20 protein-coding genes and 1 riboswitch are annotated in these 23199 nt (G+C 35.1%); of the genes, 10 read left to right on the top strand and 10 right to left on the bottom strand.

Annotation, left to right across the window (positions count from 1 at the left end):
- Window positions 1-140: 140 nt before the first annotated feature.
- Entirely contained in the window at window positions 141-2288 is a 2148-nt protein-coding gene (gene recQ / locus OB_RS15510) for a DNA helicase RecQ (protein WP_011067437.1), read from the top strand.
- A gap of 163 nt (window positions 2289-2451) precedes the next feature.
- Here the strand turns inward: recQ and OB_RS15515 are convergent, their stop codons facing one another.
- The gene (locus OB_RS15515) at window positions 2452-3693 is read right to left on the bottom strand and encodes an aminopeptidase (RefSeq protein ID WP_011067438.1); all 1242 of its coding nucleotides are present in this window, start codon (window positions 3691-3693) and stop codon (window positions 2452-2454) included.
- A 194-nt stretch (window positions 3694-3887) separates the two neighbouring features.
- Between OB_RS15515 and OB_RS15520 the strand changes: the two genes are divergently transcribed.
- The gene (locus tag OB_RS15520) at window positions 3888-4214 is read left to right on the top strand and encodes a winged helix-turn-helix transcriptional regulator (RefSeq protein ID WP_011067439.1); all 327 of its coding nucleotides are present in this window, start codon (window positions 3888-3890) and stop codon (window positions 4212-4214) included.
- Between the two features lie 54 nt (window positions 4215-4268).
- Here the strand turns inward: OB_RS15520 and OB_RS15525 are convergent, their stop codons facing one another.
- The 4 genes from OB_RS15525 to OB_RS18435 form a co-directional block, all read right to left on the bottom strand.
- The gene (locus OB_RS15525) at window positions 4269-4784 is read right to left on the bottom strand and encodes an acyl-CoA thioesterase (protein WP_011067440.1); all 516 of its coding nucleotides are present in this window, start codon (window positions 4782-4784) and stop codon (window positions 4269-4271) included.
- A 61-nt stretch (window positions 4785-4845) separates the two neighbouring features.
- Window positions 4846-6285 carry a cardiolipin synthase gene (cls, locus tag OB_RS15530; RefSeq protein WP_011067441.1) on the bottom strand — a complete coding sequence of 480 codons (1440 nt, stop codon included), beginning with the start codon at window positions 6283-6285 and terminating at the stop codon, window positions 4846-4848.
- 172 nt (window positions 6286-6457) lie between these two features.
- Window positions 6458-7636: a methionine gamma-lyase gene (gene megL, locus OB_RS15535; protein WP_011067442.1), complete on the bottom strand. Its 1179-nt coding sequence runs from the start codon at window positions 7634-7636 to the stop codon at window positions 6458-6460.
- A gap of 37 nt (window positions 7637-7673) precedes the next feature.
- Complete coding sequence (locus OB_RS18435; RefSeq protein WP_160162359.1) at window positions 7674-7832, bottom strand: hypothetical protein; 159 nt, start codon at window positions 7830-7832, stop codon at window positions 7674-7676.
- Window positions 7833-8198: 366 nt separating this feature from the next.
- Between OB_RS18435 and rarD the strand changes: the two genes are divergently transcribed.
- From rarD to OB_RS15555, 4 genes are all read left to right on the top strand, one after another.
- Window positions 8199-9110: an EamA family transporter RarD gene (gene rarD, locus OB_RS15540; RefSeq protein WP_011067443.1), complete on the top strand. Its 912-nt coding sequence runs from the start codon at window positions 8199-8201 to the stop codon at window positions 9108-9110.
- A gap of 78 nt (window positions 9111-9188) precedes the next feature.
- Window positions 9189-9298: riboswitch (SAM riboswitch) on the top strand.
- A gap of 102 nt (window positions 9299-9400) precedes the next feature.
- Window positions 9401-11071: an O-acetylhomoserine aminocarboxypropyltransferase/cysteine synthase family protein gene (locus OB_RS15545; RefSeq protein ID WP_011067444.1), complete on the top strand. Its 1671-nt coding sequence runs from the start codon at window positions 9401-9403 to the stop codon at window positions 11069-11071.
- 572 nt (window positions 11072-11643) lie between these two features.
- Window positions 11644-12573 carry an SGNH/GDSL hydrolase family protein gene (locus OB_RS15550; protein WP_011067445.1) on the top strand — a complete coding sequence of 310 codons (930 nt, stop codon included), beginning with the start codon at window positions 11644-11646 and terminating at the stop codon, window positions 12571-12573.
- An 11-nt stretch (window positions 12574-12584) separates the two neighbouring features.
- Entirely contained in the window at window positions 12585-13250 is a 666-nt protein-coding gene (locus tag OB_RS15555) for a YpmS family protein (protein ID WP_011067446.1), read from the top strand.
- A gap of 167 nt (window positions 13251-13417) precedes the next feature.
- Here the strand turns inward: OB_RS15555 and OB_RS15560 are convergent, their stop codons facing one another.
- Window positions 13418-13981, bottom strand: coding sequence for a hypothetical protein (locus OB_RS15560; protein ID WP_011067447.1), 564 nt, complete (start codon window positions 13979-13981; stop codon window positions 13418-13420).
- Between the two features lie 225 nt (window positions 13982-14206).
- Between OB_RS15560 and OB_RS15565 the strand changes: the two genes are divergently transcribed.
- Complete coding sequence (locus OB_RS15565; protein WP_011067448.1) at window positions 14207-15829, top strand: ABC-F family ATP-binding cassette domain-containing protein; 1623 nt, start codon at window positions 14207-14209, stop codon at window positions 15827-15829.
- A gap of 596 nt (window positions 15830-16425) precedes the next feature.
- On the opposite strand, the gene OB_RS15570 is transcribed toward OB_RS15565, so the two are convergent.
- Together OB_RS15570 and OB_RS15575 are read right to left on the bottom strand one after the other, a co-directional pair.
- Complete coding sequence (locus OB_RS15570) at window positions 16426-17367, bottom strand: L-threonine 3-dehydrogenase (RefSeq protein ID WP_011067449.1); 942 nt, start codon at window positions 17365-17367, stop codon at window positions 16426-16428.
- Between the two features lie 29 nt (window positions 17368-17396).
- The gene (locus tag OB_RS15575) at window positions 17397-18587 is read right to left on the bottom strand and encodes a glycine C-acetyltransferase (protein WP_011067450.1); all 1191 of its coding nucleotides are present in this window, start codon (window positions 18585-18587) and stop codon (window positions 17397-17399) included.
- Window positions 18588-18780: 193 nt separating this feature from the next.
- Between OB_RS15575 and OB_RS18805 the strand changes: the two genes are divergently transcribed.
- Window positions 18781-18915, top strand: coding sequence for a hypothetical protein (locus OB_RS18805; protein ID WP_269445895.1), 135 nt, complete (start codon window positions 18781-18783; stop codon window positions 18913-18915).
- A gap of 76 nt (window positions 18916-18991) precedes the next feature.
- On the opposite strand, the gene OB_RS15580 is transcribed toward OB_RS18805, so the two are convergent.
- Window positions 18992-19768, bottom strand: a complete 777-nt coding sequence (locus OB_RS15580; RefSeq protein ID WP_011067452.1) for a 3D domain-containing protein — start codon at window positions 19766-19768, stop codon at window positions 18992-18994.
- Between the two features lie 435 nt (window positions 19769-20203).
- Between OB_RS15580 and OB_RS17990 the strand changes: the two genes are divergently transcribed.
- Complete coding sequence (locus tag OB_RS17990) at window positions 20204-20359, top strand: DUF1540 domain-containing protein (RefSeq protein WP_070097415.1); 156 nt, start codon at window positions 20204-20206, stop codon at window positions 20357-20359.
- A 311-nt stretch (window positions 20360-20670) separates the two neighbouring features.
- Here OB_RS17990 and OB_RS15585 read toward each other — a convergent pair whose 3' ends face one another.
- A complete protein-coding gene (locus tag OB_RS15585) occupies window positions 20671-21546 on the bottom strand; it encodes a DUF1002 domain-containing protein (protein ID WP_011067453.1) in 876 nt (291 codons plus the stop codon).
- A gap of 248 nt (window positions 21547-21794) precedes the next feature.
- On the opposite strand from OB_RS15585, the gene OB_RS15590 reads away from it, so the two are divergent.
- Entirely contained in the window at window positions 21795-22994 is a 1200-nt protein-coding gene (locus OB_RS15590; protein ID WP_011067454.1) for an MFS transporter, read from the top strand.
- The last annotated feature ends 205 nt before the right edge of the window (window positions 22995-23199 follow it).

The raw sequence follows: 23199 nt of genomic DNA on the forward strand, positions 1-23199 counted from the left end.
TGAATTATTTAGATACTGTAAATTGCGATTAAACAGCCTTATATATTGACATTCTTTCTAATTATAGAAACTTTACTTTCTTCCTTACAAGTTCTACGATAGGAAGATAGCTATACTTTTTAATAAAGGAGTCGGAACACATGCAAGAACAAGTGCAACTATTAGAAAAATATTTCGGCTATCAACAATTTCGCCCTGGTCAAGAAGCAGCAATTTCCTCCACGATAAAGCATCAAAACACTTTAGCAATCATGCCAACCGGTGGTGGGAAATCAATATGTTATCAAATACCAGGATTATCAATGAATGGTACTTCCATCATCATATCTCCACTTATCTCCCTAATGAAAGATCAAGTGGATGCTTTAGAAGCTCTAGGAATTTCTGCAACTTACATCAATAGTTCGATAACCACCCAAGAACAAAACAAACGCCTATACGGTATGCAGTCAGGCAAATATGATTTTGTTTATGTTGCTCCGGAAAGATTTGAATCTGACTTTTTTATACAAGCAATTAAACGAACGTATCTTTCATTAATTGCATTTGATGAAGCACATTGTATATCCCAATGGGGACATGATTTTAGACCTAGTTATCGTTCCATTATTCCAAATATCACACGTTTGCCACATATACCTGTGTTGATGGCATTAACTGCTACGGCAACAAAGGAAGTTATTCGTGATATCCAACAGCTTTTGCATATATCCGATGAACATACTGTACATACAGGATTCGAACGAAAAAATCTATCCTTCCATCTAATTAAAGGAAAAAATAAACAAGATTATATTCGTTCCTATTTGAAAGAACACCAGGATGAATCCGGAATTATATATGCGGCTACCCGCAAACAAGTAGATAGTATCTATGAATTATTACAAAAAGCAGGTTATAGTGTATCCAAGTACCATGCTGGATTATCCGAACAAGAACGACAAGAAGAACAGATGTCATTTATTCATGATAAGACTACGATAATGGTTGCGACAAATGCATTTGGTATGGGTATCGATAAATCTAATGTACGTTATGTCATCCACTACGCTATGCCAATGAACATAGAATCTTATTACCAAGAAGCTGGTAGGGCTGGTAGAGATGGAGAATCAAGTGATTGTATTTTGCTTTATTCTCCACAGGATGTACAATTACAAAAATTTTTAATAGAACAATCCGATATGGAAGAAGAAGCACAACAAAAGGAATATAAGAAGCTACAGTCCATGACGAATTATTGTCATACACATAGTTGCTTAAACCGGTATATTTTAGATTATTTCCAGTCTGAGCAAGATAATGCATCACATACTTGTGATCGTTGTAGTAATTGTACGGAGAGGAAAGAAAAACTCAATATAACAGAAGAAGCACAGATGATTCTTTCGTGTGTAAAACGGTTAGAAGAACGATTCGGAGTTAGTATCACTTCGAAAGTATTGAAAGGATCTAAAGACAAAAAAATCATGGGATTTCGGCTTCAAAAACTTAGTACTTATGGAATTATGGCTAAATATACAGAAAAACAAATAACGGAACAAATTCACTTTTTAATCGCGGAGAACCTTTTATCCATAGAGGAAGGGAAATTCCCTTTATTAAAACTAAACAAAAACTCTGTTGAGGTGCTGAAAGGAACACGTAAGGTTACCATGTTCTCCAGTCCCATCCCTACTAGTGAAACTGTCGATTATAACACATCATTATTTGAGCTATTACGTAGTAAACGGAAGGAACTTGCCCAAGAACTCGAACTACCACCATATGTATTATTCTCCGATACCTCTTTAAAAGATATGGCAAGATATTTTCCTGATACTAAAGAAGACATGTTAGCTATAAAAGGGGTTGGAGAGAAAAAGTGGGATCAATATGGTGAGGGTTTCTTAGAAATTATTACTGACTGGAAAGAAAAGAATCCTACTATAAAGCAACCAATTCCTATTAACCGTACGAAGAGAACTGAACAAATATCAAAAGATGATCGCCCATCTCATATTATCAGCCACCAATTATTTTACAGTGGTAAAACGATTCCTGAAATTGCATCTATTCGTGAACTATCAGAAATGACGGTAGAGACACATTTATTTAAAGCAGGTAAAGAAGGTCATCCCTTATCATGGAGTTTTTTCCTTTCTGATAAGGAAGAGCAACTCATACTTTCAACGTATGAGAAAATAGGAGAATCTAAGTTAAAACCTATTAGAGAGGCACTACCTGAAGAATTGAGTTATACGAAAATCAAAGCTGCACTCGTTAAAAATGACTTGTTTCAAGTGTGATTTCCCTTAAATTAATCTACATGAGGTAAATAGTTATCAGAATAAAAGATAGGCGACTTCTTCGGGTCATCACCCAAGGAAGCCGCCTATTTATTTTAACTTGCATCCATTACTGAATCTACAGCTGCTTGATTTGCATTGCAGACAGCGATTATTAGCTTCGTTATCCTTTAATATTAAGTGCCCATGTTCCATTTCTAAACACCGGCTCTGTTGTACCATCTGCTTTCACACCATCAATATCCATCTGCTCCGAACCTATCATAAAGTCTACATGGATAAGACTATCGTTTACACCATGTTTATCTAGTTCATCTAGATCCATTGCAGAACCGCCTTTTAGGTTCGTTGGATATGCTTTACCCAGTGCAATATGGCAAGACGCATTCTCATCAAATAAAGTATTATAGAAAATTAATCCTGACTGGGATACTGGAGACTCATGTGGCACTAACGCTATTTCTCCTAAACGAACTGCTCCTTCATCCGAGTCTAATAAATGTTTTAAGACAGCTTCTCCTTGCTCTGCTTTGTAATCAACAACTTTTCCATCTTTAAACGTCAATGTGAAATTATCGATTAAACTTCCACCATAATTTAATGGCTTCGTACTTGAGACAGTTCCATTTACACCATACTTATGCGGTAAAGAGAACACTTCTTCCGTAGGCATATTTGGATTAAAACTGATCCCTGATTCCGCTTCAGCAGATCCACCTTTCCATATATGACCATCCGGTAGCTCCATCTCTAGATCTGTGCCTGGAGCTTTAAAAATTAATTTTTTGTAGTCTTTATCATTTAAAACTTCTCGAGCTGTCTTTAATGTTTCATTATGTTGATCCCAAGCTGCAACAGGATCTTCTTGGTCTACTCGTACAATTTTTAAGATTGCCTCCCATAAACTTTCCACTGCTTCTGCTTCTGATTTGTTTGGGAAAATTTTCTTTGCCCATGCTTTCGATGGAATTGAAATAATCGTCCAAGGAATCTTATCATTCATCGTATACTTTCGAAAGTTTACCATTGCTTGCGCAGCAGCTTTATTTGCTTTAGCGACTTTAGATGGATCTATGTCTTTTAGTAAATCCGGGTCAGTAGCACGAATATTTACTACTGCAGCACCATCTTCTGCAAACGAATCATGTAATTTCACTTTCCAATCTGGATAGTGTTCGATGACTTCGTCCGGTGCGTATTGATACTTTAATAAAGTTAACTCATCATCCATCCAATTAATATGTACATCTTTAGCACCTAATTCGTATGCTTTACGAGCAACAATTCGAGTAAAATCAGCTCCTTCTATAGGAGCATTAATCATTACTGCTTGACCCTTTTGTAAATTAACTCCTTTTTTAAGTGTTAATTCCGCATATTTTTCCTGTGTATGTTTACTAGTCATTGTCTAACCTCCACAAAATGATCTATAATCTTTCATCCTTTCTATTATTTCATATTCAACGGAAAATTGCCAAAATTTATATTCCTATACGAGATAACGTCACATTTACTATCATAATTGATTATGTTATTCTTGATTCAATGATTACTTTTTGTAATTAATGTTTAGAACATACTTGAATTGAGGTGAACACGATGGATCAGCAGCTTTGTCCGCGTTTTGAAAAAGCAATGGGGTTATTAAGCACAAGGTGGGTTGGGTTAATCTTGTTCGAGTTATTAAAAGGTGCAAAGCGTTTTTCCGAAATGGAAGCCGATTTACCAATTAGTGGAAGACTACTTTCTGATCGTTTAAAACTACTTGAAAAACAAGGAATCGTTGAGCGTAATATTTATTCCGAATTTCCTGTTCGCATTGAATATTCACTATCTCCTAAAGGTAAAAGTTTAGAACCTGTCATTCAAGAAATCCAGAAATGGGCTGACGAGTATATCTCAGCTGAAGAGGTAGAACAACATTAAAACGGATGCAAGCTTCGATGAGAAGTCTGCATCCGTTTATTATTATCTACTATTTTATTTCTCTGTACGGTAGGTTGTCCCAAATGTTTCTGCAAGTTTTTTTGAATTAAGTCTTCTCTCTTCACGACGATTTGCTCGTAAAGGTGCACTTTCATGCAGCATCTTTTCATCTTCATTTTCTGGATATACAGGAGGAACCGAGATCGGTTTGCCATTTTCATCAATCGCGACAAATGTCATAAAAGCAGTCGTACAAGCTTTTCTATCTCCTGTTTTAATATCTTCTGTAATTGCACGAATAAATACTTCCATAGAAGTATTATGTGTCCATGTTACAAATGCTTCAATTGAAATATATTGTCCAACTCGTACCGGTGCTAAAAAGTCGACTGAATCTGTAGATGCAGTCACAACGGGGTTATTAGCATGCTTCACAGCGGCAATGCCTGCTATATCATCTAAATGTGCCATTAGTTTTCCACCAAATAATGTGTTATAAGGATTCGTATCCGGTGGAAGTACATGTGTCGTCTTTATTGCTAGTGATGCAGAACAAGGTTTTGCTTCCATTCAAATTCACTCCTATTATGCTTTTTCATTATGTTGTATACATGATTCTATTCTCTATAATTTATAAAACAGGTGAAATCAACCTGGATATAGATTCTTTAAAACGGATTCCTATCGATCTTTGATCATAAAGTTTCCTTGTCATTTGCGTAGATTTCTCCAAATCTGCGTCGAACTCATTTTGAAGCCGATTCACTACTTCAGAATCATACAAGAAGCCATTTACTTCGAAATTAAGTCGGAAACTACGTACATCAATATTAGCTGTTCCAACTGAAGCTATCCTACCATCCACAATGATTGTTTTAGCATGTAAAAATCCATTCTGATAAATAAATATTTCAGCACCAGCTTGAATTAAATCGCCACAATACGATAATGTTGCCCAATATACAAATGGATGATCAGGTTTGTTCGGTATCATAATTTTAACATGTACCCCAGATAATACTGCAATTTTTAATGCATCCCTTAAACTTTCATCCGGAATAAAATAAGGAGTTTGGATACAAATATAATCGTTTGCCTCCATGATCATCTTTATATAACCATTCTTGATTTGTTCATATTCTGAATCAGGACCACTAGTAACAATTTGCATACCGACATTTCCAGCAGATACTGTTTGATAATAATCTTCATTATATAAAATAGTATCCCTCGATGCTTGGTTCCAATCTAGGATAAAACGTGTTTGCATACTTTGTACCGCATCTCCAATCACACGAAGATGGGTGTCTCTCCAATATCCAAACTTTTTATTAATCCCTAAATATTCATCGCCTACATTAAAACCACCTAAATATCCAATATATCCATCAATAATCGCTAGCTTACGGTGATTTCGATAATTAATCTTGAAATTGACTATGAATCGAGATGGGAAGAATGCCTCGACCATCACTCCTGCTCTTTTTAAACGTTTTATATAACTGTTTTTTAACGATCTTGATCCCATATCATCATATAAAACTCTAACTTCTACACCTTCATTTACTTTTTTTATTAGCATGTCTGCAAGCCTATTTCCTAAGCCATCACTGCGCATAATATAGTACTGAATATGTATATGTTTTTTCGCTTTTTCTATATCTTCTAGCAAAGCATCAAATTTCGTTTGACCATCTGTAAAAATATCAACACCATTATTCTGTGTATAAATTGCTTCATCATTTTTCAAATGTAAATATACAAGATCCTTATGCTCGATAAGGTCTGGTTGATTAAATTCAAATTGATTTTCTTCTAAGAGTCTCAATTGAGATTGAACTGTTGTCTTTACTCCCAAACGGCTCTTCTTATCCCAAGAAAAAATCTTTCTATTACTGATTGGTTTGCCAAATATTAAATAAAGAAAGAATCCAAGTATGGGTATAAATAAAAGGACCATTACCCATGCCCAAGAGGACGTTGGATCTTTACGTTCAAGAAAAATAATTGAAATAGCTAAAGCAATATTTAAAACAAATGTTAGTCCTAATAACAAAGAGGTTATTCCCATAGTCATTGCCCCCTAACTGAAGAAACATTACACTTTATAATAATAGCACAGAAATGCATTTCTAGATAATACCCATTTCTATCTTAAATAGTGTACCCGAATTAATACGAATAAAAAAGAAGTATCTACAAACATTGAGCTGTAGAATACTTCGTTTATTTTTATAATTAATTTAGATGTTATCAAGTGCTTGTTGGATATCTTCCCAAATATCCTCCCATGCTTCAATTCCCACTGAAAGTCTTAATAAAGATTCCGTTATGCCCATTTTCTCTCGTTCTTCAACAGGAATTACAGCATGTGTCATGGAAGCTGGATGTTCCATTAATGATTCTGCATCCCCTAAGCTAACAGCAATTTTGATAAAGTGTAATTGATTTAACACTTTTTGCGCTTCTTTCTTTCCACCATTGATTTCAAAAGCAAGTACGCCTCCTGCGAGTTTCATTTGCTTATTGGTGATAGCAACATTAGAAAAATCAGGGTCTCCAGGATAATAGACATTTTTAACCGCTTTGTGTAACTTTAGTTGTTGAACTATTTTTTCTGCGTTACTACTATGTCTATCCATTCGCAATGGTAATGTTTTTAATCCTCGAATCAATAACCAAGCATCAAAAGGAGACAAAACTCCGCCAATATCTTTTTGCGTAGTTAAAGCAATGGTATCCATGATATCTTTTTTTCCAACCGCAAGTCCTGCAATCACATCACCATGTCCACTAATATACTTCGTTGCACTATGAATAACAAAATCACATCCTATCTCTAAAGGACGTTGCAAGTAAGGTGAGGAAAAAGTATTATCTACCACTACTAAAAGTTGATGCTTCTTAGCTACTTTCACAACTAATTCTAAATCAATTACTTGCATGGTAGGATTAATCGGTGTTTCCACATAGATTAATACTGTTTCTTTCGTTATCTGATTTTCCAATTCCTGTTCGGATGACATATTGGAATAATCCGTTTTAATATTATATTTTTCTTTCATCATTGATAACAATCCATAAGTACAACCATATAATCCTGAAGAGCAAATAATATGATCATTAGCTTTTGTTAATGCAAATAAAATAGCAGATACCGCCGCCATTCCAGATGAAAAAGCTAACCCTCGCTCTCCGCCTTCTAATGCTGCAATTTTCTCTTCTAAAATGCGCACAGTTGGATTACCTAAACGAGAATAGATATATCCTTCTTCCTCTGCGGCAAATCGTGCTTCCCCTTGTTCTGCCGAGTCAAAGGTGTATGTTGACGTTTGAAATATTGGAGGAGTCAAGCTCCCAAGCATCTGTGTTGAGTCGTATCCTTCATGAATAACTGAAGTCTCCATATGTTTATATTTCATTAAAATCCCCCTCTTATATAGAATAGGTTGTTTCTTTCTAGCCTAACTGATCGATCGTAACACCTAACCCCTGATATTTATGTTCTTTTAATGTATTACTACTTATATGAATAAATTTCATAATTAATATAATTGGTGTAAAATCCGTATATTGCGTTATTTGATTTTCATTGCAGACGGCGCTTTCCGCAGGCACCGGTTTTTAGCTAACTGAAAAGAAGAACACTTTTCAAGTGGATCTTCAGCTCGCGCGGTACCTGCAGGAGTCGCCGTCTTTCATTACAATCAAAGCCAAATTATTGCTTTAATCCGAACATTAAATATAAAAATATCTAAAACATTCGCTTTTTATACTGAATTTAGCAGATATGAAATTGACTCATATAGTTAAATATTTCCTAGGACAATTACTCATTTAGATAAACATATCAATTCAATAATAAAGTATTTACAACATTTATGAAAGCGTTTTCTTTAATATAAATTCAAATAATTGATTCCTTTCAAAAATCCGACTATTATTATATGAAACTAGAATGCATTTATAGAAAGAAGGAAAATTATGGGGAATAAATCAATCCAACAAGGTATGATTCTTACATTTAGTGCTTATTTACTTTGGGGCTTCTTGCCAATTTATTGGAAACAAATTAACACGATCGAAGCAGGTACGATACTTGCACATCGCATTATTTGGAGTTTTGTATTCATGATTTTGCTTGTTATGCTGTCAGGTAAATGGCGGAATTTTGTACATACAATAAGGCATATAAAACAAGATCGCAAAAAAATTATTGCCATAACTTCAGCATCGATTGTTATTACACTCAATTGGTTTTTATTTATATTTGCCGTAAACGGCGGGCACGTACTGCAAGCTAGTTTGGGTTACTATATAAATCCCATTTTAAGTATATTATTAGGATTAATCATTTTAAAGGAACCATCAACCAAGGCACAGATATTTTCATTCATTCTTGCTGGAGTAGCAGTTATTTATCTCACAATCGGGTATGGAATATTCCCATGGATATCTATATTATTAGCCACTACTTTCGCTATTTATGGTTTCCTAAAGAAAACCCTGGATCTCAGTGCAATGTTTGGGCTCACATTAGAAACACTCGTCATGACACCACTTGCAATAATATACATATTTATAGCTCCTCAAGCTCAAGGGTTCTCATTAAATCCTTTAATGACTATGGAAAACCTGTTCTTAATAGGTGGTGGAATTGTGACTGCTATTCCTCTACTTCTTTTTGCTGCAGGCGCAAGAAGAATACCACTAGCTTCCGTTGGGTTCCTGCAGTATGTTGCACCAACTGTGATGTTCTTGCTCGGCGTATTTTTATATGAGGAATCATTCACGACCCACCATATGATTACATTCTTATTTATATGGTTAGCACTAGCAATCTATATCTATAGCATATATAAACAATCACGACGAAAAAAAGCATTCAATACATGAATTTTTAAATAATTTTAAATTTACTGTTGACAATCAACAAGTAAACAAGATATACTTTTAACAATTTAATAAGCAAATCTCTTATCAAGAGTGGTGGAGGGAATAGGCCCTGCGAAGCCCGGCAACCTGTAGCAATTGCTATTGAAAGGTGCTAAATCCTACAGACTTCATCGTCTGGAAGATAAGAGGAGGTTCGGTTTTAAACAGACAAAGTCCTCTTCTTATGAAGGGGGCTTTTTTTAATCCTTCTCTTATTACTTTAAAAATAATAAATTCAAGGAGGAAACACGATGTCTAAATTTCAATCTTTGCAAGCAGAAACAATCTTACTTCATGGAGGACAGGAACCAGACCCATCAACTGGTTCACGTGCAGTTCCAATTTATCAAACTACGTCCTATGTGTTCCGAGATACCGAACATGCACAAAATTTATTTGGTTTAGCAGAACCGGGAAATATTTATTCACGAATTATGAATCCAACTGTAGATGCTTTTGAACAGCGAATCACTCAGCTTGAAGATGGTATTGGTGCAGTTGCTACCTCTTCTGGTATGGCGGCAATTACGTTAGCGATTCTTAATATTGCTGGTTCTGGAGATGAAATTGTTGCTGACAGCAACTTATACGGTGGTACGTTCAATCTATTTGCTAACACCCTCCCTCGTTACGGAATTAATGTGAAGTTTGTGGATGGAACAGATCCTCAAGCGATTGATGATGCTATTACGGATAAGACGAAAGCAGTTTTCGGTGAAATTATTACGAATCCTAGCCTCTATGTATTTGATATCGAAAAAGTTTCTGAAGTAGCACATAAGCATGGTGTACCGTTAATTATTGATAATACCTTTGCTACACCTTATGTAACAAAGCCATTAACTTGGGGTGCAGATATTGTTGTTCACTCTGCAACAAAATGGATTGGAGGACATGGAACAACCATTGGTGGTGTCGTGGTTGATAGTGGTCGATTTGATTGGAATAACGATCGTTTCCAAGACTTTGCAGAACCTGATGAAAGTTATAATGGATTAAAATACGTTGACCTTGGGGCAGCAGCATACATTACAAAACTTAGAGTGCAATTATTACGTGATATTGGAGCTTCACTAAGCCCACAAAATGCTTTTCTGCTATTGCAAGGATTGGAGACATTACACTTACGCATTAAACAACATACCGATAATGCATTGCAATTAGCGAAATATTTACAAGCACATCCTGCTGTCGAATGGGTGAACTATCCAGGATTAGAAGAGCATCCATCTCATGAACTGGCAGGTAAATATTTGAAACAAAGCTTCGGATCTATTATCACTTTTGGAATATCTGGTGGTCGAGAAGCGGGACGAACATTAATAGATAATGTTTCATTGTGGTCACATGTTGCAAATGTAGGAGATGCAAAATCCCTTATTATTCATCCGGCATCTACCACGCATCAACAATTAAACGAAGATGACTTAGCATTAAGTGGCGTAACTGAAGAATTAGTACGATTATCCGTAGGTCTGGAGTCCATCGATGATATTATCGCTGATCTTGACCAAGCAATTGAGAAAGCTACTGGTAAATCACATACAAATAAACCGACCCAAGAAGAAATTGCAGTACAATGGTTACTTCACTCTCCATTCGATCGAAGCAATGGAGTGAGAAAAAAAGTAATAGCTACACTTCAAATAGACCAAGATCAACTAGCACCACTTGAAACGCTAGGGTATGAAGTAGTACCAGTGACATCGTTACGTGATCTAAATACAGAGGTTGATGCTATCTGGTTTGATGAGACAGTCCAATCTATCGAGGGAGAAGTACCGACAGATACCATTGTATTTGCATCGGATAGACAGTCCACTGCATTAAAAGATGCTATTGTAATAACCAATCAATCTCCAGCAAAAATCGCACTACAACTTCGTAATGGTGAAGAGTCAAGACAACCAATTAAGATATAATAACAAACAAAATGAGTTTACATTTCATTTTATTTGGGTAATAAAATATATATAAATAAAGTAGCCTTCCATAATGAAGGCTATTTTTTTTGAAAATAACTTGGATTTCCAATCTTTCACAGACAACAAAGCTATATTTGGCTTAGTCTCCATACATTACAATTAGAAGACTTCACGAAACGCCATAGGATATAGCAGACTTACGAATGTTTTCTATGAGGCTAGTCGCACTTATAATCATAGGTAAAAAAGATGACTTACCTTACGTTTTTATGAATATTAAGCGCACTTATACCTGAGGTGAGTTATCATTGGTTCGTCACCTTACCTTGATTCCATTATCTTAAAGGAGCAAGCCTGACATTAGCGAACCATCCCTTTAAAAATAGGGGCGAACTCGATTTGTTGCTAAACGAGAGCTTGCATTTTTATTACTATAAAATATTGGTTTAGGTTATTAATAAATGGATTAAACTGTTATTATAATAATCCATCTACATCAGCCTTCTAAATAGACAAATCCATTTACTCATTCATAATATATAAGAAAAGAACTGCATAGGTGTGATTACATGAAAAAAAAGAAGAAGATTTTTATTTTTAGCGGATTGATCGCATTGGTACTTCTTATGACAATTGGATTTATCTATCAATCTCAGGATCCATTTAAGGATCTTTCTTCCGACCAAAAAGAAAAAGAAACAGCACTACAAAAACAAGTAGATCAAAATAAATCAAATAATCAACAAGACCACTCCAATGACGAAACAGCTAATGGGAATGTAGAAGCTGAGGAAGCATCTACACGCTCCTTTCCCAAAGTTATCAATGATGCCGTACAGGGTACAATGGACTTTTTATCTACAAATGAAACACAAATCGTTGCCGTCGGCGATTCACTAACACAAGGCGTTGGTGATGAAACCGAACAAGGTGGTTATGTTGGAATACTTGACAGAACAATAAATAGTACTGGATATAGTGCTGAATTTAACAACTTTGGAAAACGAGGTAACCGTACAGATCAACTTCTCCAACGATTACGAAATGAACAAGATTTGATTGACTCCATACAAAAGTCAGATATTGTTTTAGTAACTATTGGTGCAAATGATATTATGCAAGTGGTTAAGGAAAATATCACAAACTTAGATATTAATGACTTTCAAGTAGAACAAGTTCATTATGAGCAAAGGCTACAAGACATTTTCACTGAGATTCGGGAAATTAATCCCGATTCTTATATCTATTTAGTAGGAATTTATAATCCTTTTAAAAATTATTTCGAAAACATCCAAGAACTTGATATGATCGTTAGCGACTGGAACGATACTGGCGTCAGTATAACAGATGAATATGAAAACAGTACCTTCATACCTATTGAAGATTTATTTAATGATACAAATAATATTAACCTATATGCCGACGACAATTTTCACCCGAACTACGAAGGGTATTATAGAATTGCAGAACGAGTATTAAATTATATGTCGATTAGATAAGGATGAACATAATGAGAGAACGATTAAAAAGACTAAAAATGAAAAACAAGTGGAAAAAACTTTTCCTAGGGCTACTTGCCTTAAATATGCTTTTGATAATTATCGTTCTTTCCCTCATCTTTTGGCCTGTATCAAATAATGAGTACCCTTCATCCGATGATATCGATGAACAGGAAAGTTCGGAATTTATTATTCGTACGACAAAGCAAAATTTAAATAATTTAGTAAATGCATATATAGAAAAATTACTTGAAGGCACCAATCATCATTATCGTATTGCGCTTGAAGAAGATGTACATTTAATGGGTGAGCTACCTGTATTCTCTTCAACGGTACCACTGTCAGTTAGACTTGAACCACTAGTCCAACCGAACGGAGATCTGATACTCAAACAAAAATCAATATCTGTTGGGTTATTAGAGCTACCAAACAAGAAAATAATGGAATATATGGGAAGATATTTACCAATGCCAGAATGGGTTACGATTAACCCAGAAGAACAAGAAATCTATGTAGCAATTACGGAAATGGATATACAAGGAAACTTTCAAGTATCTGCGGAAAACATTGATCTAGAAGCAAATAATATTGCTCTTAAATTAAATGTGCCTTATGAAACACTTGGTATTCAGCATTTAAACTCAGAATCATTACGAGGATTTTATGAGGAAGACTAATAAGTGAATTTAATCATCGGGGACCATTTTTCCCTAGTTAAATGCTTACTGCTGCTTTCGTGAAGGATAAAAAAACCTGTGTTTTGGATTATTTATATTCCCTCCTTTTAAAATGGTAAGGGATGTCTCAAATTCTCCACACAGGTTCTTTATCTGATAAGATAATATTATAAAATAGATAATGATTGCTTTTCTATATTCTTTTGTATACCGCAGTAATCATCTAACGTTCCTTCATACAGTAATTCGATACCTTGTAGTTCACGTAAATCAGATGGTGTGGTAAAATAAGGAGGCTTTTGGAACTTAAAAGATGAGATATGTTGTAGTACTGTTGCTACAAATTGTGAACAGAAATATGCTGACTTTCGATTTATTTTAATATGGAACATTACTCCAAACAAGCCAATAAAATTATAGCGATATAAATTTTGTTGATTTTCTATATTTTTTATATGTTTTTTTATACGAAGATAATCCTCATTAGACACTTGAAAACGATAAATTTCACAATGTGAATATCGCATAAATGGGTTTTTTATATCTTCCTTAACGAAACCACCAATAAATGGATTATTCGGTTGTTTTCTTCCAAAACTATATAATTCGTTTAGATCTTTATCAAATCCTATAGACACATGGTTTAATGGTTTTTTCGTATATAAATTTATCGCTCTAGAGAGATAACTCCCCGTGTCTGTAAATAGTAAATATACCGTCCTTTCACACATTCCTCTTACCCCCTTTTGCTTAGGACGCATCTCTTTGTATTACTATATACAAAAGTACCTAGTTGTACAAGTTAATTTTTCATATATTTATAATATTACTTTTAATTTATGCAGCTTTGTCTGGAAATGCATACACATTTCAACTATTTCTCAAGCCCCATCTTGCATTGTGGCTATAAATGACGTAAGCTGAATTTGATACTTTTTTTCTGGAGGCAATTAATAATGATTAACGTTACAAATGTTAGTTTACGATATGGAGATAAAAAACTTTTTGAAGACGTGAATTTAAAATTCACTCCAGGCAATTGCTATGGAGTAATTGGAGCAAACGGAGCTGGTAAATCGACGTTTCTTAAGGTACTTTCCGGTGAAGTAGAGCCCCAATCCGGTAATGTATCTATGGCACCTGGACAGAGATTGACTGTATTAAAACAGGATCATTTCGCATATGAAGAACACCCTGTTTTAGAAACTGTGCTAATGGGACATGAGCGCCTGTATAAAGTAAAACAGGAAAAAGACGCAATTTATATGAAAGAAGATTTCTCTGAAGAAGACGGAATACGTGCAGCTGAACTTGAAGGTGATTTTGCTGAGATGAACGGTTGGGAAGCAGAATCCGATGCAGCTGTATTATTAAAAGGTCTTGGTATAGATGAATCCATTCACGATAAATTGATGTCAGATATTCCTGAAGACCAAAAAGTAAAGGTCTTACTCGCACAAGCATTATTCGGTAATCCAGATATCTTACTATTGGATGAGCCGACAAACGGTTTGGATATTCAAGCCATTCAGTGGTTAGAAGAATTCCTTATTAACTTTGAGAATACAGTTATTGTAGTATCTCATGACCGACACTTTTTAAACAAAGTATGTACGCATATCGCGGATGTGGACTATGGAAAGATACAAATTTATGTTGGGAACTATGATTTCTGGTATGAATCTAGCCAACTCGCATCAAGAATGGCACAAGAAGCGAATAAGAAAAAAGAAGAAAAGATGAATGAACTTAAAGAATTTATTGCAAGATTTAGTGCAAATGCTTCTAAATCAAAACAAGCAACTTCTCGTAAAAAAATGTTAGATAATATTACACTAGAAGATATCAAACCATCTTCACGTAAATACCCATATATTGCATTTACACCAGAAAGAGAAATTGGAAATGACTTGTTACAGGTACAAGGCTTGACCAAATCCATTAACGGTGTAAAAGTTCTAGACAATATCAACTTTACGTTAAACCCGAATGATAAAGTAGCGCTAATTGGTAAGAATGATATTGCGAATACGACGCTACTCCAGATTCTTGCTGGTGAATTAGAACCAGATGAAGGTTCATTTAAATGGGGTATTACAACTTCCCAATCCTACTTTCCGAAAGATAACTCGGAGTACTTTGAAGGAAGCGACTTACCTCTAGTTGATTGGTTACGTCAGTACTCTCCAGAGGATGAAACAGAAACGTTCCTACGTGGGTTCTTAGGACGTATGCTATTCTCTGGTGAAGAAGCGAAGAAAAAAGCCAATGTACTATCAGGTGGAGAAAAAGTCCGTTGCATGCTATCTAAAATGATGCTTTCACATGCAAATGTGCTATTGCTTGATGAGCCTACGAACCATTTAGATTTAGAGTCCATTCAATCATTAAATAATGGATTAATCCGTTTTAAAGGTTCCATCATTTTCACGTCACATGACCATGAATTCATTAATAGTATCGCAAATCGATTAATTGAAATTACTCCATCAGGCATTATCGATAAAGAGATTTCTTATGATGAATATGCTCGTGATAAAGAACTACAAGACCGTATCCAAAAAATGTATGCATCATAAAAAGCTGTCTTGAAATAGAGTTACCGATAATAATAAACACCTTCGATCTTGTACGTAACGCTAGTACTATTTCGAAGGTGTTTTTTGCATTGAATTGAAGGATGTTATCAATTGTAGCTAAGTCGGAACTATAAAGCACAGTATAAATTTCCTTGATCGCTGATCCAGTCTGTTTTGGATTGAAAGACGCTCTATTGACTACTTTTTCCGATCTCTCCTATTTATTTGGTTTTGAGAGCTGCTCTATTGACCACTTTCCACGATTTCTCACGTTTATTTGGGTTAGAGAGCTGCTCTATTGACTACTTTCCATGATTTCTCACCTTTATTTGGGTTAGAGAGCTGCTCTATTGACTACTTTTTTCGGTTTCTCCTGTTTATTGGGGTTAGAGAGCTGCTCTATTGACTACTTTCCATGATTTCTCACCTTTATTTGGGTTAGAGAGCATGTCTATTAACCACTTCATATATAGTATATTCACCACGACAAAACCACTACTATGAAAAAAGCCGCTTCATTCCAGTTAAAGATGGAATAGAAGCGGCTCGAAAAAGTAGTTCATATTTATTTCGATATCTAGAAAAAGCGCATTTTATTATACATTGATTTTCTTACGGACTTTACTTAGCATATCCGTGGTCATACGATCGATATCATATTTTGCTTCAAATCCCCATTCTGCCGCTGCTGCATCAGCAGAAATGGAGTTTGGCCAACTATCCGCTATTGATTGACGGATAGGATCAACGGAGTAAGACATTTTAAAATCAGGCATATGCTTTTTAATTGCTTTAGCAAAATCTTCTGGTGCAGCTGAAATCGCCGCGATATTGAATGCATTACGATGTACCAATTTGTTTGGATTAGCTTCCATTAATTTTACAATAGCATTTAATGCATCTGGCATATACATCATGTCCATATACGTACCTTTTGAAATATACGACTCATAAGCACCTTTACGGATAGCCTCGTAATAAATTTCTACCGCATAGTCAGTGGTTCCGCCTCCTGGAGGAGCTACATATGAAATCAATCCCGGAAAACGGACACCGCGAGTATCTACACCAAAACGAGAATGATAATAATCACATAATAGTTCCCCAGATACTTTATTCACACCATACATCGTCGTCGGACGTTGCAATGTATCCTGTGGTGTTTGATCACGAGGAGTAGATGGACCAAACGCACCAATAGAACTTGGTGTAAAAAATTTTAAGTCTAATTCTTTCGCTGTCTCTAATGCATTTAACAATCCACCCATATTTATATCCCAAGCCATTTTTGGGAAAGCCTCTGCTTTAGCAGAAAGCAATGCTGCTAAATGCATTACCGAGTCTACTTTATGTTTTTTAGCGACATCATATAATTGTTCGCCATTCGTTACATCAACTACTTCGAAAGGACCAAAATCTCCTTCTGGTTCTCTTAAATCTGTTGCAATAACTTTGTCTTCTCCATAAATTCGACGGAGCATACCTGTTAACTCGGAGCCGATTTGTCCTAAGGCTCCTGTAACTAAAATCTTTTTCATAGTAAAAATCTCCTCTTACTTGGCATTCATTATATAAGTTTCATTTCTTGTCCAATTTTTTTGTAAATGGCAATTGCATCATCAAGCATTTCTTTCGTATGCGCTGCAGTAGGCATATTTCTTACTCTACCGGTTCCTCTTGGTACAGTTGGAAATACGATAGATTTTGCATATACGCCTTCCTCATATAGACGCTTACTAAATTCTTGTGCTTTTTTCTCATCTCCAATAATACAAGGAGTAATTGGAGTTTCACTTTCCCCAATATCAAAACCTAATTCTTTAAGACCTTGTTTTAGGTAGTCACCGTTTTCCCATAATTTTTCGTTTAGTTCAGTGCTTTCCATTAACATTTCAATTGCTCTTTTACTTGCAACTGCATCCGCTGGGGATACTGCCGTAGAGAATAAGAATGGACGTGAACGTACTTTTAGCCAATCAATTAATGATTGCTTTCCAGCTACATATCCACCGATAACTCCAATTGCTTTTGATAAAGTTCCCATTTGCATATCTACTTTATCTTGCAAGCCAAAATGTTTAACCGTACCTGCACCATCTCCAGTAACACCGGATCCATGCGCATCATCTACATACGTAATCAAGTCAAATTCTTCCGCAATGTCTACAATCTCAGGAAGTTTTGCAATATCCCCATCCATTGAGAATACCCCATCTGTAATTACCATAATCTTATTATATTGACCGGACTCTACTGCTTCTTTCGCTTTCTGACGTAAATCATTCATATCAGAATGTTCAAATCGAATGATTTTCGCCTTTGATAAACGACAGCCATCTATAATAGATGCATGATTAAGTGAATCAGACAAAATGGCATCATTTTTATCCATAACAGCAGAAATTGCCGCCATATTACAGTTAAAGCCAGATTGGTAAGCAATTGCTGCTTCTGTTCCTTTGAATTGAGCAATTTTCTTTTCTAACTCAATATGTAAATCTAAAGTACCATTAATGGTTCTTACAGCCCCTGCTCCGACACCGTGAGAATCTATTGCTTTTTTTGCTATTTCTTTCATTTCATTATTGGTTGCAAGTCCTAGATAATTATTTGAAGATAGGTTGATTAGTTTTTTTCCTTCAATTGTTATCTCAGGTCCATTTGCACCCTGTACTGTATCAATTTCATTATATAGTCCGCGATCTTTCAAATCTGAAATGTTTTCTTGTAAAAATTGATCTAATTTACTGCTTGTCATACTAAATCATCCTCCTTAAGAGTGAGAGAATTTATCAACCTCTCTAAGTTTACCATAAACCGATTAAAATGTTTAATTATGCCCTATAGTTACTGTCTATAATTACCTATATAAAATTACGATTTCTATATAGAAAAATCAGTTATTTTCCCTTATAATTTAATTAAGGAAATTATTTTTGGGGGATAGCACCATGAGAAAGATTCTACTTGCATTATTTATTTGTATTATTATTACTGTCGGAGTTATTGGTTATAACGGGTTGAGTGATGAGCCAACTGAAGTAATTGAAGAAAAATCAACTCATTCTACCGAAATACAACTTTAATATAAATCTCTTGTTTTAAAATACCCAAAAAGGGAACCTTTATTAAAAAAGGTTCCCTTTTTTCATTTGACTATGACTATTCTACAATCGTCACGTCAACTTGTTGTACACCATAGTTATTTGCTTCTTCTTTAGTTGGAACATGAAGATCGATTTTATTTCCGTTAATTGCACTGCCAATATCAGCTGCTGTTGCATAACCGTATCCTTCAACATAAACTTCAGAACCTAATGGTATTACATTAGGGTCAACTGCAACAACTTTAGCATTTGGATTGCTATTCAAATCAACACCTGTATATGTGACACCAGAACAACCATCACATTTTGCTGTGTATGCTGTTGATGACATAGAGATCGTTTTTCCAGCTGGTGCTGATTCTTCTGTTGATTCAGAAGCATTACTTTCTTCCGCTTCTGGTTGAGCCGATGTATTTTGTTCTTTTTGCGGTGTTTCATTGCTCACTTGCTGTGTTTCTTTGTTCGCTTTTGTATCAAGTTTACCATCGATAGATAACTCTTGACCTATAACAATTAAGTCAGTGGAAAGATTATTCCAATCCTTTAGCTTATCAACCTTTACATCTAACTCATCGCTAATACTTGTTAACGTGTCTCCACGCTCAACTGTATACATATCATTAAGATAAACCATATCCTTTGGATGGATGACAGTTGATTTCAAATCATTTATATCAATTAAATCTTCTACTGTTGTATCATATTGGTCTGCAATTTCCCAAAGGCTTTCTCCGGGTTTGATTTCATGTTCTGTTGATTCAGCGGAAACTGTGGTTGCAGCCAAGCCTGTAAATACAATACTTGCTGATAACGCTGCTACTAGTTTTCTCATCTGATAACCTCCTTCAATTTTGACAACCTCTATCCTATCACAGGGATTAAGGGAATACAGTTACAGGAGGGTTAAGTGTAAGTTACAAGAATTACGTTATACTCTTAAACTATTACAATTGTAATATAATTGATAACTTCATATACTTATATATTCCTAGTATGTCAAAACTTCCTCATTCTAGATATTCTGTAATAATTCGTATTATATATTCAGTGTGGTTTTCATTGTTCTTCTCTCCCGCAATCATTATGTTAAGACTTAATCAGTTAAATAAAATAATTAATCGATATGTAGCGAGAATGTTAGCAATTTCAGCAAAAGTAATTCTCTTATATGACACTTTTAATTTTCAGTTTGTTATGAATTTTTAACTTGTACTGTATGAAATAAACCATATTTGCTAATGCTAAATACGAGGAGGTGTTTATTAAAATGGCAAAAGATGTGCTTTGTGAAGTGAATAACTGTACGTATTGGGCTGTTGGGAACAAATGCATGGCGGATGCTATTTACGTAGTTAGTCATAAGGGCAGACAGGCATCTACTAGTGAAGAGACAGATTGCAAAACGTTCGTACCAAAAATTTAAACGCAGATTAAACAAGAAATTACTTCTATTTCCGTGGCCAATTCCAAATTAGGTAAAGCCTAATTTGGAATTGGCCATTTTATAAAGCTAATTCAGTCTCAATGTACAATGAAGTACACTAGCTAATGTTATTAATTGTTATATTAAAACAAAAATTGATTACTTTTTTAAACACCATTTCCCCACTATAAATAAAAAAACTGTGTAAGCAGTAAAAGCTTACACATGGAAAGTTAGAATGATCAATCTAAATTCCAGGTAACCATTTACCTTATACTCACACAGTTTTGTACAACTATACTGTAATTCAATTAGCCAAATAAATTCCCTATGGAACGGAATAAATCTCTAAAGAAGTTCGCTACCTTATCCCAAAATCCTTCATCAAGCCCAAGATCTTCTGCTTTTTCGACAATCGAATTTGTAATACTATCGAGTTGCTCCTTTACTGCTCCAAAATCGATTTCCAAGTCCTTCATCTTATCAAATAAGTCCACAAGCATTTGTCGATCTTGTTCACTTAAGTTAATTTCTAATTGATCGAGTTGCTCACTTACAATTTGTTCTACATCTTCTCTTGTTGCTGGATTTTGTTCTGCAATCATTTTTTTAATTTCAGTTAATAAATTGCTTACTTCTTCTTGATTAACATCACCATTATCAACAAGATCTGTCGCAACATTCAGCTCTTCATTTGCTAATTCCATTCTTTCTTTATCTAATTGCTCTCCCTCTACATCATAGGCTTTATAAATACCTGTAAGTGCAGAGTGACCAGAAACTTGCACTGGTGAGACAACATTTACTGTCGCATTTTCAGCTCCAGCAGTTAGCAATGCATTTTCATACATCTCTGCTGTTACTTCTGTTATATTTTCAGGTGTAACGATGTTAACCTCTAATCCTGCCCCTTGTGATTCTAAGATAATTCCTGCTGATGAATACATGTTTGATCTCGGGTTACCATTAATGTAGTCTGCGTAATCTTGTCCAGTTACATCATGCTCCTCAACCATTTCTTGATCTGATATTTCCAATAACTCTTTTACCTCTGCACGTTGACTATCCGATAGTTTTTCTCCATATATAATGATTGTAGTTGAATCTGCAGATACTGGCATTGCAATACTTACAAACAAGATTAATCCTAAAACAATATACTTCATCATATTTAATGTAGTTTTCATTTGTTTTACCCCTCTCTTACAAGCTAATACATCTTATGCTTGTCTCGAAATTATTAGAATTAGATGAGCTTACTTATATTATACCTCGGATGGAATTAACTGACAGGAATTAAGTACATTTTTTTTGAGCAGATTTCTTTCTTTTTATTTCGGGTTTATGTATATTTAGATTGACGAAATAAATCGGCAAGAAAGAAGGTTCGAACATCATTCATAACAATCAAGATGTGAAGCGCAACTTAGTCATCATGTGGTTGGCAAACTTTTTTATTAGCGGAAGCATGACAATGGTTGTTCCATTTATCTCCTTATATATTGAGTCTATGGGAGATTTTTCTGAAGGTTACGTACAAACATGGTCAGGGCTAACGTTTGCTGTTACATTTATTACAGCTTTTATCTTTTCTCCTATATGGGGAAGAATAGGTGATCGATACGGACGGAAGAAAATCATGATCGCCTCTGCTTTCGGAATCGGCTTTTCCGTCTTTTTAATGGGGTTTGCCGATACCGTTTGGCAATTATTTCTTTTACGCTTGTTTATGGGAATTGTAACAGGTTTTATTCCTATGTCACAAGCTTTTATCGCAACACAGACACCAAAGGAAGTTGCAGGAAAAGTACTTGGAACGCTTCAAACAGGTACAATTACTGGTTCATTAATGGGACCATTACTCGGCGGAGCTTTAGCAGATGCATTCGGATATACGAGTACATTTAAATGGGTTGCTATCACTATCTTCATCTCTGGATTGCTCGTATTATTTGGAGTGAAGGAATTAAAAATGAAGTTCTCCAATAATGAGAACGACACGAAAAAGTATTCTAGAAAAGAAGTATTGCAGCATATTTTACAAAAACCCGTATTATTTGTTGTTATGTTATTATCTGCACTTGTTCAAATTGCTCATTTTAGCATACAACCAATTCTTTCATTATTTGTGGCAGAGATTCACGGTCCAGTAAATCTTGCGTTTTTTGCAGGGATTGCTTTTTCGGCTGCTGGGTTAGGTAATCTTTTAATGGCAAGGCGTTGGGGAATCATCGGTGATAACCACGGTTATGTAAAAATACTCATCATTTTGCTATTCGCTGCGGGGTTTGTGTATTTACCAGGAATATTTGTAACAAATATTTGGCAGCTTGTTATTTTACGATTCCTACTTGGCTTATCTATCGGAGGGATTGTTCCATTACGAATTGCATATATCCGTCAAGAAGCTCCCCTGTCTATGCAAGGAGAAGTTCTTGGTTATAATACGAGCTTACGATTTTTAGGTAATATTATTGGACCCGCGTTAGGTGGTACAATTGCTGCTTCTTTTGGGTTTTCTGCTGTATTTATAATAACAAGTATGTTATTAATCTTAAGTGGAATGATCATGCTTTATGTGTGGTATCGCCATGAATATGAATCAACTAGTTCACACTCCTATTCTTCGAAGTAAGAATTATAATCGGTGTTTCGATACGTAATACGTATCGATACAGTCTCAGGATTACTTCTAGCTTTCGAAGTTAGGAAAAAATTACGTTTTCACACATGCTCCAGTTGGATTTTTTGTCAATAAGTGTGATTCGAACTAGTTCCAAGTTAAATAATTGATTTGTTGTATTAAATATGCTAAAAATAACAAGAAACTATTAATAGAA

Source organism: Oceanobacillus iheyensis HTE831, from assembly GCF_000011245.1.
In the GTDB taxonomy this organism is placed as follows: Bacteria; Bacillota; Bacilli; order Bacillales; family Amphibacillaceae; genus Oceanobacillus; species Oceanobacillus iheyensis.